We start from the raw sequence: 15,214 nt of genomic DNA, 5'->3' as shown, positions 1-15,214 counted from the left end.
TTTCAGGCTTCCACCCTGCTTTTCTGGTTTTACGTGACCTTTCATTTTCTTTTGTTTGAGCAGTCTCTGTACAAAGGCTTTGCTCACATCAAATCTGGTTGCTAATTTCCTAATCGATGTGTTTTCTTGTTCGTATGCTTTGACTACTTTTTCTCGAAAGTCGATGGAGTAAGGTTTCATTCTACCTGTTCATGCACTGACCTCAATGTACTCTATATACCTGCAATCTGCCGTATAGGAATCCCTGTCCCTTCTTGCTCGTCAACGATCGCATCTTCAAATTCCATAACTTCATCCCTCCAGAACAGGTAGATATGAAAGTAAGTTTTGATTCAGAGCAGCTGTTTGCCGAGAGCAAAAAATTTTGAAGATTGCTGTAAAGACAAGAAACGCGATCGCATCAAAAACTCAGTGAACTGATTTTTATCGCAGCAGCTTGAGGAAACCTCAATAAAACGGGTTTATTCGTACCATCATTTCAGCCTTCCCTTAACATGGATAAATTAGAGGGACAGCTACTCTCTCGTAAAACTAAAATTTAGGCATCAAGCCAAAGCTACCCTGTCTCCAAAAAAACCAAACATTGAGCAAAGTGCAATCAATCACGGGAAATCACCGATTCCTTTCTATAGCAACCCGATTTGATTGGTCAGATATTTTTTAACGAACCGTCAAGGACGCGCCAGTCATTAGGCGATGCAAAGCATTAGAAATCGAAAGCATAACAGCTCAAAATCCTTTAAAATTACTCTACCCTAATTACTAACAATATAAAGCATTTATTTTAGCTATTGATACCTTCTTAGCTTATTTTTACAACTGAATTTTGCCTGCAATTGACCAACCGCTCTACCTTTAGATTGGTAGTATAATTTCTATAAATCAATGGCACTCGTTAACCCAAAATTTACTCTCAAAATGTAGAATTGCCTAATATTCTTAACTTCTATTGTCTTTAGGTTCCTTAGAATTTAGGTGCTAAGCCCAGTGGCATCTGGAACGCAGAGTCACAATCAAGCCAATAGAGGCAAAGTTTATTAGTGAGAGTTGGCGCAAATAAATGGTTCATTGCCATTATTTTCTTTTGCTCAAGAATAAATTCGTTGTAATCAGCTAGGTTATCGAGTCCCAAGAGGTTCAGGATGATCTCAGTAACTAGCCAAACTGTTGTTTTAACGAATACTCTTTTCCACTGCGCCTTCATTGGTTTATACCTTCCGGGAAGATCGAGGTTTGTACCCTGGTTGCGGTCTCAATAAGATTGGGTTCTAGATGAACCGCTATAGACTTGTCAGATACAGGTGCAGTAGTTTTGCAAAGCTTTACAAACGTTTACAATGATTCTGCTAATCGGCAGGTACAGCAATATATTTGGGCACTTTACCTGTGCAATCCCGCCCTCTTTAGGGTCATTTGATGTCCCTTTCATATTGTTCAGCTAGGGGTAGTCATTGCCTCAGCAGAAAAAAAAGCCCCTCAGAGACATGAATCTCTGGGGGAGCTGAAGTTATCGAGTCAAGTTATCCCGATGTGTCAACCTAAACGCTGACAAAGTCAGCAGAAGCGTAAACATTGGTCGTATCCTGAACCACCGCAATCAAGTCATTGCCCTTATAGATTGCCGTATCCAGCGCCGTGGTGCCTCCGAAGTCATAGCTCTTACTCAGGGTGTAGTCAGTGTAGCTGCCCTTGACCTGAATCTTGTCGCCCTCATTCCACTTGAAGTCAGTGATGGTTGCGTAGCCACCACCCAGGTAGGAGACGCCACCGTAAGCGGTACCTAGCACGAAGGTGTCACCCTCGCTGCCACCACTCAAGGTATCGTATTCACCAACCGTGCCGCCATAACCATTCAGGTAGTCCTTACCGGCTTCGCCATAGAGTTTGTCACTGCCAGTGCCGCCATACAGGCTGTCGTTGCCATAGTAGCCCAGCATCGTGTCGTTGCCTGCACCACCGGATAGGTAGTCATCCCCATACCAGCCATCCATGTGGTCGTTGCCTACTTCGCCATAGAGGCTGTCGTTGCCGTAGCCGCCATTGATGTAGTCATCGCCGTCATAGCCGAGGATAGTGTCATTACCATCTTCACCATAGAGGCTGTCGTTGCCAGTCCAACCATCTACGTAGTCATTGCCTGCGCCAGCTTTCACAATATCGTCACCGGCTCCAGCATAGATAGAATCGTCGTAGGCAGTGCCGATGATCTGACTGTGGTAGTTGAAAGGATAGCCGGGGCCGTTGTAGGTGTTGTTGTCGTTGTAAGCGGTGCCGTTAATAATCGCCATAATCTTTGCTCTTTAGGATTGCTTAGGATTGGTGTTGGTCGGGGTGTTGGAATCAATCGCTTGAATCGGTTGATTGGTGGTCAGTGATGTCCAAAAGGTTTGTATTCTCAGGAAATGTTATTGTTCGCCGTTGCACTTCTAGAGAGCTTTTGGATCTCGCTGGTTGCTCTATCGACTGGAGGCGGTTGATGCTGTTAGGAAAACCAGAATTTACTTTGTTTTTTCCCTAGTGCATTTTGTTTACCTCTATGCACTTGTCAGCCTGAGTAATGCTAGTTATGCAAGTTGTTACAAACGTTTACATGAAATTGTGCAACCATACAGTTTAAGTAAGGGTAGCGATCGCGTAAACAGAAAAGAAAAAAGCCCCCCAGAGATTCATGTCTCTGAGGGGAGCTGAAGTTATCGAGTCAAGTTATCCCGATGTGTCAACCTAAACGCTGACAAAGTCAGCAGAAGCGTAAACATTGGTCGTATCCTGAACCACCGCAATTAAGTCATTGCCCTTATAGATTGCTGTATCCAGCGCCGTGGTGCCTCCGAAGTCATAGCTCTTACTCAGGGTGTAGTCAGTGTAGCTGCCCTTGACCTGAATCTTGTCGCCCTCATTCCACTTGAAGTCAGTGATGGTTGCGTAGCCACCACCCAGGTAGGAGACACTACTAGCGGTACCCAGAACGAAGGTGTCACCTTCGCTGCCACCACTCAAGGTATCGTATTCACCAACCGTGCCGCCATAACCATTCAGGTAGTCCTTACCGGCTTCGCCATAGAGTTTGTCACTGCCAGTGCCGCCATACAGGCTGTCGTTGCCATAGTAGCCCAGCATCGTGTCGTTGCCTGCACCACCGGATAGGTAGTCATCCCCATACCAGCCATCCATGTGGTCGTTGCCTACTTCGCCATAGAGACTGTCGTTGCCGTAGCCGCCATTGATGTAGTCATCGCCGTAGTAGCCGAGGATGGTGTCATTGCCATCTTGACCATAGAGGTTGTCGTTGCCATACCAGCCATCAATGTAGTCATTGCCACTTCCGCCATAAACTGTATCGTTCCCGTCTTTGGCGTAAATGGAATCATTGTAAGCGGTGCCGTTGAGTGTGTCGTTGTAAATGGTGCCGTTGATAATCGCCATAATCTTTGCTCTTTAGTAAGGATGAGAATTGGTGTTGTTTGGTGTGTTGGAATCAATCAATCGCTTGAATCGGTTGATTGGTGGTGGCGGATGTCCGAAAGGTTTGTATGTTCAAGAAGTGTTATTGTTCGCCGTTGCACTTCTAGAGAGCTTTCGGACATCGCTCGTTGCTCTGTTGACTGGAGGCTGGTGATGATGCGTGGGAAACCAGAAGTTGGGTTAGTTAATCTCCCCGTTGCATTTCGTTGACCTCTATGCACTTGTCAGCCTGAGTAGAGCCAATTATGCAGGTCGTTACAAACGTTTACATAAAATTGGCAAATATGGGTGGTTGTGCCTCAGCTCAGTGGGGAGAGAGGAAATGAAAACCCTTCCTACATAGGCTTTTCAGCTTTGGCACTGTAGATAAATGTTGTTCAAAGCGGTGTTAACAATTGCTTTTGACGTTGAAACATATCTTGGATCGCTCAAATGAGTGTCACTGAATCGTGCGACAGTTGGGCTATTTACTTTCAACCAGAGCGATCGCTATCCTTGAAGAACGCATAATTACGCGCCTAGTTCTTCCTTGCCACCTGCCGGAATCCTGATTCATCAGCTATCGAGAATCCGTAATCTCTAACTGTATGGAGTAGACATCAAGGGGAAAGTTATCTTAAATAGATACGCTTCCAGACAAAATTGGCGCTGTATCAACCGAAGGGGCGATCGCAAATTATGGATGGACTAGAGTCAAAGCTTCGCTATCTGGTGAAAGAAGCCTGTATGCACCCGCATGGAAGTGCCCAGCGCCAGAAAAACTTAACTAGGGTGATCCGCTTAATCGCACACAAGCTTTGGAAAGAATATACGCCTTACTATGAAGATGCACTGCAACAGACCTGGGTGTATTTCTGTCAAAACATCTGTGAAGGAAATACTGGCGAAGCTTATGACCCGAATCGCAGCAGTGTCATCACCTGGCTGAATACCTACCTGAAACGGCGGCTTCAAGATTTCTATATTGACGGTAAAAAACAAGAATCGAGAACTGTTACGGGTCAAGCCAAAAGGTCAAAGTCGGGCGATATCGGTGAAACGACCGACCCGGTGGATAGTCTGGAAGCCACTCCAGATGTTCCCCCCTTGTTGGACGACATCATAAAGTGGGTGGAAGCAGATGCCCAAGGTGAGTTGCGCCGCACGCACATTGCCGGTCGTCCCGAAGTGAATGCTCAAGCGTTAATCTTGCGGCGCTTACCCCCAGAAGCTGGTTGGAAAGAGCTTTCAGCGGAATTCAACCTCCCCATTTCCACATTGAGCAGTTTTTATCAGCGCCAATGTATCCCTCGCTTGCGTAAATTTGGTGAATCGGAGGGATATCTATAAATAAAGAACGGAGCCTCCCAACCATGACTTTTAACCCCCACGAACTAGAAGATTTTGCCCTACCGTTGCCGATTACCCAAGCCGCACGCACGATAGCACAGCAGTTTGCCACTCAGCAGCCGACACCGCACAAAGCAGAGCAAGTTCTCTTGAATACCTTATCTGTCTGTGTGGTCAATGATTACTTGCAGATGATGGGGATTCCCACCAATCTTGCAGCCAGTGATAGCTGGAATCCCATCGTGCGCTTATGTTCTGATGTAGCTGACTTAGAAGTGCGGGGAATTGGTCGCTTAGAATGTCGTCCGTTGAGAAGCACCGAACAAATCTGCCACATTCCCCCCGAAGTTTGGTCAGATCGAATTGGCTATGTGATGGTTCAAATCGATGAATCGATGCGAGAGGCAAGTGTGTTGGGATTTACCCCCAGCGTCACTACCTCAGAGTTGTCGATCGGTCAATTGCGATCGCCTGAAGATTTACTCGATCGCTTGCAGGAATTAATGCATCCGATTACAGCGGCTGCATCGTCCCTCACCCCTGCCTTCCGCAGAACCCAAGCCAACTTGAGCCAATGGTTCAACAATGTTTTTGAAGCCGGTTGGCAAACCGTTGAAACTTTGTTAATGCCAACATCAAATCTAGCCTTTAGTTTTAGAGGCGATGTACTTGCTCCCAGTTTGGAACAGCCAGAAGCTGCCGTTCGCAAAGCAAAATTGATAGACTTAGGGGTAGAGATTGCCGACCTTTTTGTTGCTTTAGTTGTTGAAATCAATCCAGAATCTGAAGAAAAAACGAATATTCTTCTTCAGGTGCATCCTATGGGTAATCAAGTTTATTTACCCCCTTCCCTCCAATTGATTGTCCTCGATGAATCTGGCTCTAATTTTCTAGAAGCTGAGTCAAGAGATGCAGATGATTACATTCAATTAGAGTTTAGTGGCAATTCTGGAGAACAGTTTAGCGTTAGAGTCGCTTTGGGGAATGCCAGCATTCAAGAAGACTTTGTTATTTAGCGATTATTTGTAAACTTGAGACACCTCTTGTAATCCAAGAGCAATTTTTCCATTTATCTGGAAACAACTCTTACATTTAATTGCTGAAAACTAATCGTCCTACCGTCACAATGGTTAAATTAGTTGTTATAAAACTATGGAGTGGTTCTTTTGAAGAAGGTTTCCCAGTCTCATTACAAATTGGGAACGATGGTGAACGCCCTTCGATAGAAAGCGTTGGAATGTTACCTCCCGCTCCAGAAATTCCCCAACACTACACCATCTGGACAACCGCTTATCGTCGCTTGGGAGTGCCCTACAGACTAGAAGCAAAAATTAGTCAACCGACTAATGTTGCCAAGATTGATGACTGTAGTTTGGCAGCCAATGTATTGCGCGATCGCTTAAATGTCTGGCTGAATTCGGAGCCGTTTCGGGCAATTCGAGAAAAACTCTTAGAACAATTAGTTCCTGCCGATGAAATTCGGTTCATTATCCAAACCGAAGACGTTCAGCTACGGAAATTACCTTGGCATCTTTGGGAATTATGCGATCGCTACCCAAAAGCCGAAATTGCCTTAAGTGCCCCAGTCTACGAACGTGTAGAACAACTCTCATCGCCCATCGAGAAGGTGAGAATTTTAGCAATTTTGGGGAATAGTACGGGAATTAATACCCAAGCCGATCGGATTTTATTAGAGCAATTACCTGATGCAGAAGTCAGATTTCTGGTAGAACCACAACGGGAAGAATTAACCGAACAGCTTTGGAAACAAGGCTGGGATATTTTATTTTTTGCGGGTCATAGTTCCAGCCAGAAGAATGGCGGGACGGGACAAATTTATATTAATCAAACAGAAAGTTTATCAATAGAAGAACTTAAATATGGATTAAAAAAAGCGGTTGAACGCGGGTTGAAAATCGCGATTTTTAACTCTTGCGATGGGTTAGGTTTGGCAAAAGATTTGGCTTCTTTACATATTCCGCAAATTATTGTGATGCGGGAACCCGTACCGGATAAGGTTGCACAAGAATTTTTGAAGTCTTTTCTCGAAGCCTTTGCTCGTGGTGAGTCGTTTTATTTAGCAGTACGGGAAGCACGGGAAAGATTGCAAGGACTAGAAGCTAAATTTCCTTGCGCGACTTGGTTGCCAATCGTTTGCCAAAATCCGGCTGTGTTGCCACCGACTTGGCAAGGAATTGTTGGAAAAAGGAAAGAAGAATTCCCGATTCTCGATTCCCCTGTGCCATCCCCCTCCCGATCCTCCCAGACTCAACCTCAAACCTGGCGGGGACGACTGCGGGTAGCGTTGCTTGCCAGCGTAGCGATCGCATCATTGGTTGCGGGGGTGCGGCATCAGGGAATGCTGCAATCAATAGAACTAAAAGCTTTTGACCAAATACTGACCAGGCGACCCGATGAAAAGCCAGATCCGCGCCTTTTGGTGATTACGATTACTGAAGGAGATGTTCAAGCTCAGAATCCAGAACAGAGGCGTGGGTCGTTGTCAGATCCGGCACTCAATCAACTGTTGCAGAAACTAGAGCAGTATAAACCGCGAGCGATTGGCTTAGATATTTATCGAGATTTTCCAGCATTACCCAGTCAGAAAGATTTAGCCAATCGGTTACGCCAAAGCGATCGCTTAATTGGTATTTGCAAGGTCAGCGATCCTCAGGCGGAGGAACCGGGGATTCCACCACCACCGGAAATCCCGACAGAACGCTTAGGGTTTAGTGATTTCATGGTCGATTCCGATGGAGTGGTTCGTCGCCATCTGTTATCGCTGAAACCAGACCCCGCCTCTCCCTGTACGGCTTACTACGCCTTCAGCGCCCAATTAGCATTCCGTTATTTAGCGGCAGAAGGCATTGTACCGACAATTAATTCAGAGGGGTTCTTGCAACTGGGCAAGGTGGTTTTTAAGCCTTTGGAGAGTTTTACAGGTGGCTACCAAGGAACCGATGCCTGGGGTCATCAAGTATTGCTGAATTATCGCTCCCACCGCTCCCCGGAAAATATTGCGGATCGAGTGACCCTCAGAGAAGTTCTCAACGGTCAGATCGATCCCAATTCCATCAAGGATCGGATTGTTTTGATCGGCACGAGTGCTAACAGTTTTCATGACTATTGGCTCACACCCTACGGTCAAGGTCAGTGGACTGAAAAGCAAATGCCGGGAGTATTTGTGCAAGCGCAAATGGTAAGTCAAATGATTAGTGCAGTGAAAGATGGGCGCTCGCTATTATGGGTGTGGCCTCAGTGGGGCGAAGTTTTTTGGATTTGGGGCTGGTCTTTACTGGGAGGCTTGTTCGTCTGCTATCTGAAGTCCCCGGTCCACTTAGGGATAGCGATCGCCGCCGCACAAATCTTGTTGTATGGTTTATGCTTGGCACTGTTAATCCAAAGCGGTTGTTGGGTGCCTTTGGTTCCACCAGCGCTAGCCTTGGTAGCGAGCAGCACCAGCGTAGCCGTGTATGCAACCTTTCGAGCTAGACGATAGTCACTCACCTTAAAATTCCTTCGACTAGCTATATGAAGTTCCCTTTTAAACAGATAATCCTTGCCAGAGCGATCGCGCAGCGTGCCAAACCTTATATCTTGCACCTGAAAAACCTACATGAGCCTTTCCTACCAGGGAACGGGGAGCCGAACTCCCCTCGCCTTGCAGGAGAGGGGTTGGGGGAGAGGTCTCCTAATACAAGCGGTGCCAAATGGCATACCCTCTTCCTGGTTGCTTTTATCGGCAGTTTGACACAAATCCCCTTAAAACCTGCTTTCGCAGAAGTCTTAACCGTACAGTCCAACGCGCCACCACCACCAGCAGACCGTAGCGCCCCCGCTGGACGACGGCAAGGAGGCGCTAGCCGTAGCCCTGGCACCCTTCTGTTCAAGGCACCCCCACCACCAGCAGACCGCAGCGCCCCCGCTGGACGACAGCGAGGAGGGGCTAGCCGTGGTACGTGTCCAGCCGCGATCGGCGAGGAGCCTCTGACTGCCTTGGTGCCTGCGACTCAGACAAGTTTGAATGAAGGACAATCTGGGAACTCACCCTTAAAAACCTTTGAGTCCGTATGGGCATTAACGGCTGCTGAGGCTCCTACCTTTTGGTATTACATTCCTTATGCGCTCACACCCGACCTGCCTGTGGAATTCATCCTACAGGATGACCAAGGTAACAATGTCTATCAAACCAAGTTCATCGCATCCCAAAAGCAGCCTGGTGTAGTCAAAGTGCGTCTTCCGGCTACAATAGCGCCCCTAAAAGTGGGCAAGATGTACCGTTGGTTTTTCATGATTGATTGCGATCCGGATGCTCCACCCTTGGTTGAAGGATCGGTTCAACGGATTGCACCTTCTGCCACTTTGATGAGTCAGTTACAGAAAGCAACCCCACGGGAACGTGTGGTTCTTTATGCCAAACAAGGAATCTGGCATGATGCCCTCACTGCTCTTGCTGAACTCCGGAGTGCGAATCCCAACGATGCTGCCCTCACGAATGATTGGGTAAGTTTATTAAACTCTGGTGGCTTGGAAGCGATCGCTCAAGAACCTGTAATTGATTGCTGCACCGCTCAACAACAGTAAACAAACAAGTCTAATGTGGCCTCAAGGCTTTGGCAGGCGATCGCGGATTATGCGGTAATTCACCGGATTTGACATCGAAGCGATCGCACTCCTCAATAATTCGTGAAGGCGAGATACCCGACTTCAAGAGAGAAGCCGGGTATCTGAAGGGCTAGCTCACCATTAAAACAAGATTCCTATCAATCGATGCTGTTAGCTTCCGCCCTACTTACATAACTAAATTTCACTTTTGTCCAAAAAATACTAAAAAATCCGGAAGCTAAAAATTCGGTTTGTAGATAAGTGTGTTCCTAAAAAAGTAGGAAACTTCAGTGTTGTATATTTCAACACTAAAATCACAGCCAAACCACTAATTTTTTCAAGGACTAATTAATATGGCATTTATCAATGGCACTGTGGGAAACGACCCTAATTTGACGGGAGGCACAGAAAATGACACCATCAATGGTTTTGCCGGAAACGATAACCTCTATGGCGGCAATGGCATAGATACCCTCAACGGTGGAGAAGGCAATGATACCTTAGTTGGAGGTGCTGGCTTTGACACTCTCACGGGCGGTCCTGGCGCTGATATCTTTGTATTTAAAGGCTATATTAACCACACTCCACCGTCGGGCGGCGTTGTCCATGTTCAGAGTGCGGATGGTTTTGACACCATTACAGACTTTAATCCAGATCAGGATGCTATCAAAGCATTTGTTTCTGAGCCTGGTATTCCTCCCCATTTTAAACACGTTACAGGCCCACCCATCATACCTCCAGGGGATGTTCTTGGCGCGCTGACAAATAGCGGCTTTGTCAGCACATTTCCAACGCTTGACGTTAGTAGTTTTTTGATCGATCGCATAAGTTATGTAAATCAATTTGAGTCGGGATTCAACGCGATTTTCACACAATCGTTGCTGTTTTAATTTTCCGAAATTTGAGCGCTAGACATGACCTAGTAAAAACGCTTAGCTATCACTGTTCTAGCGCGCAGATAAATGTGCCAAATAAGATTAACTTATCTCAGTTAAGTGTCACTCAATTAGGTGACACTTAAACGAGCTACCACAAATATGTTTTGCCAAAACAAGCGACTGACAACAAGTTTTGAAAACAGTTAGACTTATAAAATAAAAGTCGAAAGTTTGTCGCTCAAAAAATTATTTTCAATCAGTTCTATGCCCTTAGTCCAATTCCAATGGCAAATAGTCACTCAATGCACTGAAACCCGTCCTGTTTGGAGAAGGTTGAAATAATTTTATAGCGTTTCTCAGTTGAGTGGAATATATTGCACGTTCCCGCTGCCTTGGTAAGGACATAGCATTGCCATGTTCCTACAGAATGTATCGCAACCAAGCGAGAATTGCTATACAACTAACCTCGTATTTAGCTGCAAAGCGAATAGAGTTTTTAACTGAGTAAGTTTCCACAAAAGCGGATAGTTAGCCTTATATCTTTTAACACTAAACTACCACCAAAACATTAGGAAAGAGTAATCGACATGGCACTTATCAACGGCACTTTGGGAAATGACTCTAATTTGACGGGAGGCACAGAGGATGACACCATCAATGGTTTTGCCGGAAACGATAACCTTTATGGCGGCAAAGGCATGGATACCCTTGACGGTGGAGAAGGCAATGATACCTTAATGGGAGGTGCTGGCCCTGACACTCTCACGGGCGGTTCTGGCGCTGATATTTTTGTATTTAAAGGCTCTGTTTCATATGGAGTTAACCCAAAAGGCGGTTACTACGTTCAGAGTGCTGATGGTTATGACATCATTAAAGACTTCAATCCATCTGAGGATGCTATCAAAGAATTTGTTTCTGATAAACCTGGTATTCCACCCCATTTTAAACACGTTACAGGCGCACCCATCCGGCCTCCCCTGGAGTTTCTTGGCGCGCTGACAAATAGCGGCTTTGTCAGCACATCCCCAACACTTGACGTTAGTATTTTTTTGAGCGATCGCATAAGTTACGTAAATCAATTTGAGTCGGAATCAAACGCAATTTTCACATAATCGTTACTGTTTTAGTTTTCCAAAATTTGAGCGCTAGAGATGACCTAGAAAAAACGCTTATCTGTCACTGTTCTAGCGCTCGGATAAATCTACTAAATAAAATAAACTCATATCATCTAAGTGTTACCTAACTGAGTGAAGCTTAACCGAGCTACCACAAATGTGTTTTACCTGAACAAGTGACTTGTAACAAGCTCACAAAATAGTTAACTTTATAAAGTCAGGGTTGAATAAAGGTTTAAAATTTGCTAAGCAAAAGATTAGTTTCAAGCATTTGTGTGCCATTAATTCAATTCCAGTGGCACATTTTCACTCAATGTCTCCAACCCTTGAATTGCTATACAACTAATCTCGCATTTAGCCGCACAAGGATAGAGTTTGTAGCTGAGTGAACTTCTCCAAAAACGGGCGTTCATTGTTGATTTTTTTAACACTAAACCACCAATAAAAACATTGAGTAATCGACATGGCAATTATCAACGGCACTTCTGGAAATGACCCGAATTTAAAGGGGAGTGTAGAAAATGACACCATTACTGGTTTTGAAGGAAAGGATGACCTCTATGGCGGCGATGGCATTGACGATCTCATTGGTGGCGCTGGCGATGACACCTTAGTCGGAGGTGCTGGCTTTGACACTCTCACGGGGGGCGCTGGCAGTGATATTTTTATATTTACCAACGTTATTGGCTGGGGCATACAGCCGGGAGTTGGCTATTATGTCAAAAGTGCTGATGGTTTTGACATCATTAAAGATTTCAATGTAGCTCAGGATGCCATTAAAAGTTATGTGCCTGCTACTCCTGCTCCTAACGTTCCTGCTCATTTCAAACATATCGTAGGCGCAATGCTTAACGAGCGACCTCTAGTTGGGCTCGCTTTAGCAAATAGCACTTTAGTCAGCCAAACTGCAAAGATTGACTTTAGTAGTTTGGTGAGCGATCGCGTAAATTTTGCAACTTTATTCGAGTCAAGTTTGAACTTGAGCTTCACCGAATAGGTACCATTGAAATTTCGGGTCAATCTGGGAGTATTTAAACGCTCAATTTCCCTTTTTAAGCCGGGTTAGGAAAGAGCGAAAACTTTCTAGACATCTTATAAGCTTTGTTGCAGTGAAATACCTTACTCAGTTTTTCACTTACCGGAATGGAGACAAATGCTGTGAACCCTAAAAGCTGGCTCCAGCAGACTTTGCAGTTGGGGCTGGTATGCACATTGGCGATAGTAGGCGGGCTTTTCAAAGTCAGCCGCGTGTGTACCCAGATCGTACCCGATGAAACTTTAGGAACTGAAAGTTCTGTAGTGGTACCTTTTGCTCCTGGCTTCCCAGTTGAATTCATTTTTGGCGGAGCAACGCGGGGTGCTAATTTGTTTCACAGTTTTAAACAATTCGACATTGGAGAAATCGGAGCTGCCTATTTTCTCCCTCCTCCAGAAATTAAAAACATACTGAGTCGGGTGACAGGAGGGAGCCGTTCCGAGATTTTGGGGACGCTGGGGGTAATTGGCGATGCCAATCTATTTTTAATGAACCCCAATGGGATTCTCTTTGGGTCAAAGGCTTCTCTGGATATCGGTGGTTCGTTTGTAGCGACGACAGCAAATGCAATTGCCTTTGACACACAGGGTTTTTTCAGTGCTTCTGCGCCGAATGTTCCCCCAGTTCTAACGGTCAATCCTTCGGCTTTTTTATTTAATCAAATTGCCCCTCAGCCGATTGTCATTCAATCTTCTGAGATAGGTTTACAAGTTCCTGATGGTCGGAGTTTGTTGTTAGTAGGTGGGGATATAGAGTTGCAAGCAGGGCAATTAAAAGCTCCCGGCGGTAGCGTCGAAATCGGAGGAGTGGCGCAAGCAGCAACCGTAGAGCTAAATGTTGATGGTAAAAATCTGCATTTGAATTTTCCGGCAGGGGTGCAACTAGCAGATATTTCCCTAACAGAAAAAGCGCTCATTGATACCAGTGGTGAGGGCAGCGGTGCTATCCAGCTTTCAGGCAAGCGGATTACGCTCACCGATAGCTCAAAAATTGTGACGAATACCATCGGGTCAGAACCAGGGGGGACGATTACAGTAACCGCACAGGAGTCCCTCAAACTCTTAGCAGGAAGCCGCTTGTTAACGCAGACTATCGGGGATGGCGCGGCTGGAGACGTAACAATCGAAACTGGACAGTTGATTGTCAAAGATGGGGGGCAGATAGGAAGTATTACTTTTAGTACGGGTCAGGGGGGAACGTTAACCGTATCTGCCTCAAAGTTTGTGGAATTGATTGGTACTTCAACCGATGGGGTATATGTTAGCGGCTTGTTTACTCAAACTCAAGGTGCTGGAGCCACCGGAAACTTGACCCTGAAAACGGGTCAGTTGACTCTTAAAGATGGGGCGCAGGTCTCAGTTTCTACGGTTGATGCAGGTCAGGGCGGAAAATTGAGTGTCACCGCACAAGAGTCCGTACAATTGATTGGCACCTCCGCAAAAGGGAATCCTAGCGGTTTGTTTGCGGTAACTCAAGGTGGCTCCGGAGCTGCTGGAAACTTGACCATTAAAACCGGACAGTTGATTGCCCAGGATGGGGCACAGGTTTCCGCTTCTACTTTTGGCGGCGCGACAGGCAAAGGCGGAACGGTTAGCGTCACCGCAGATTCGGTGCAACTGATAGGAACATCCAAAAATAGTGACTATAGAAGCGGCTTGTTGGTGGGGACGGAAGGGAGCGCCGCAGCTGGAGATTTGACGATTGAAACGGGACAGTTGACTGTCCAGAATGGAGCAGTGGTATCGGCGGGGACTTTAGGGGAGGGTCAGGGAGGAAAATTGACCATCACCGCTAAGAAGTCTGTGCAGTTGGTGGGAACATCGGCTCAGGGGCAAGCCAGCAGCTTGCTGACTCAAACATCAGGGGCTGGAACTGCGGGAGACTTAAAAATTACGACGGGGCAGTTAATTGTCCAAGATGGCGCTCAAGTCAATGTCAGCAGCCAAGGGACGGGAAATGCAGGCAATCTAGAAATCGAGGCAGGTTCGATTCTTTTAGACAACCAAGCCGCCTTGAGTGCAACAACCAAATCGGGAAATGGCGGCAATATTACCCTACAGGTGCAGGATTTATTGCAGTTGCGCCACGGTAGTAGCATTTCCACCACCGCAGGTAGCGATAAGGCAGGTGGAAACGGCGGCAATATGGACATCAATGCCAAATTTATCGTTGCCGTCCCTGAGGAAAATAGCGATATTACTGCGAATGCCTTTGAGGGTCGAGGAGGGAATATCAATATCACCACCTCTGGCATCTTTGGCACCCAGTTTCGTCCTCGCCTCACGCCAGAAAGTGACATCACCGCGAGTTCGGAATTTGGTGTAAATGGCGCAGTCAATATCAATACTTTGGATGTCGATCCCAGTCGCGGGTTAGCGACTTTACCCGCAGAGTTGGTTGATGCGTCTGGATTGGTGGCACAAACTTGTCCGACTGGTGGGGGGCTTGCACAAAGTGAATTAATCTTGACTGGGCGCGGTGGATTGCCGGACAATCCCAGCGAAACCCGAAGCAGCAGCGCCGTTTGGACAGATTGGCGCATTTCTCAAACAAGTCGTCCAAATCGGATCTCGCACGCTGCAAAAGCTTCCCCTCGTTCAACTGCGGTTGCTAAATCTCAGACTCATTCCCCGGCGATACCTTTCGTGGAAGCGACTGGATGGGGGAGAAATCATCAAGGTGAAGTCGTGCTGATGGCTGCTGTTTCTTCTTCCCCTAAGAGTTTAGCGTTAGCGTCCCAGTGTCCTCGCTAATTGCGATCGCGTCTTGATGATTCAGTGTCAGCAAGC

The 15,214-nt window shown here is 46.3% G+C and carries 13 protein-coding genes; 9 read left to right on the top strand and 4 right to left on the bottom strand.

Annotation, left to right across the window (positions count from 1 at the left end; genetic code table 11):
• The 4 genes from NDI44_RS20030 to NDI44_RS20015 all read right to left on the bottom strand — a co-directional run.
• Positions 1–180: FeoC-like transcriptional regulator (locus NDI44_RS20030; RefSeq protein WP_242036971.1), on the bottom strand; the 180-nt coding region annotated here is incomplete at its 3' end.
• A gap of 784 nt (positions 181–964) precedes the next feature.
• The gene (locus NDI44_RS20025) at positions 965–1,204 is read right to left on the bottom strand and encodes a hypothetical protein (protein WP_190411057.1); all 240 of its coding nucleotides are present in this window, start codon (positions 1,202–1,204) and stop codon (positions 965–967) included.
• A gap of 334 nt (positions 1,205–1,538) precedes the next feature.
• A complete protein-coding gene (locus NDI44_RS20020; protein WP_190411049.1) occupies positions 1,539–2,288 on the bottom strand; it encodes a calcium-binding protein in 750 nt (249 codons plus the stop codon).
• A 433-nt stretch (positions 2,289–2,721) separates the two neighbouring features.
• Positions 2,722–3,423 carry a calcium-binding protein gene (locus NDI44_RS20015; RefSeq protein ID WP_190411048.1) on the bottom strand — a complete coding sequence of 234 codons (702 nt, stop codon included), beginning with the start codon at positions 3,421–3,423 and terminating at the stop codon, positions 2,722–2,724.
• 43 nt (positions 3,424–3,466) lie between these two features.
• Here NDI44_RS20015 and NDI44_RS20010 point away from each other — a divergent pair, with 43 nt between their 5' ends.
• The 9 genes from NDI44_RS20010 to NDI44_RS19970 all read left to right on the top strand — a co-directional run bounded on the left by NDI44_RS20010 (position 3,467) and on the right by NDI44_RS19970 (position 15,178).
• Positions 3,467–3,616: a hypothetical protein gene (locus NDI44_RS20010; protein ID WP_190529744.1), complete on the top strand. Its 150-nt coding sequence runs from the start codon at positions 3,467–3,469 to the stop codon at positions 3,614–3,616.
• Positions 3,617–4,140: 524 nt separating this feature from the next.
• Complete coding sequence (locus NDI44_RS20005; protein WP_190411056.1) at positions 4,141–4,791, top strand: sigma-70 family RNA polymerase sigma factor; 651 nt, start codon at positions 4,141–4,143, stop codon at positions 4,789–4,791.
• A 23-nt stretch (positions 4,792–4,814) separates the two neighbouring features.
• A complete protein-coding gene (locus tag NDI44_RS20000; RefSeq protein ID WP_190411046.1) occupies positions 4,815–5,807 on the top strand; it encodes a DUF1822 family protein in 993 nt (330 codons plus the stop codon).
• A gap of 221 nt (positions 5,808–6,028) precedes the next feature.
• Positions 6,029–8,290 carry a CHASE2 domain-containing protein gene (locus NDI44_RS19995; protein ID WP_242036970.1) on the top strand — a complete coding sequence of 754 codons (2,262 nt, stop codon included), beginning with the start codon at positions 6,029–6,031 and terminating at the stop codon, positions 8,288–8,290.
• A gap of 32 nt (positions 8,291–8,322) precedes the next feature.
• Entirely contained in the window at positions 8,323–9,375 is a 1,053-nt protein-coding gene (locus NDI44_RS19990) for a DUF928 domain-containing protein (RefSeq protein ID WP_190411045.1), read from the top strand.
• 374 nt (positions 9,376–9,749) lie between these two features.
• On the top strand, positions 9,750–10,286 hold the full coding sequence (locus tag NDI44_RS19985; protein WP_190411044.1) for a calcium-binding protein: 537 nt from the start codon (positions 9,750–9,752) through the stop codon (positions 10,284–10,286).
• A gap of 575 nt (positions 10,287–10,861) precedes the next feature.
• Entirely contained in the window at positions 10,862–11,386 is a 525-nt protein-coding gene (locus NDI44_RS19980) for a hypothetical protein (RefSeq protein WP_190411043.1), read from the top strand.
• A gap of 466 nt (positions 11,387–11,852) precedes the next feature.
• Positions 11,853–12,386 (top strand): hypothetical protein, encoded by a 534-nt coding sequence (locus NDI44_RS19975; RefSeq protein ID WP_190411042.1) that lies wholly within the window; start codon positions 11,853–11,855, stop codon positions 12,384–12,386.
• A gap of 161 nt (positions 12,387–12,547) precedes the next feature.
• Positions 12,548–15,178, top strand: a complete 2,631-nt coding sequence (locus NDI44_RS19970) for an S-layer family protein (protein ID WP_190411041.1) — start codon at positions 12,548–12,550, stop codon at positions 15,176–15,178.
• Positions 15,179–15,214: the final 36 nt, after the last annotated feature.

This window comes from Trichocoleus sp. DQ-A3, from assembly GCF_039961975.1.
Lineage (GTDB): Bacteria > Cyanobacteriota > Cyanobacteriia > Cyanobacteriales > FACHB-T130 > FACHB-T130.
Note: the sequence above shows the minus strand (reverse complement) of the source record. Positions and strands in the feature narration are given on the sequence as shown.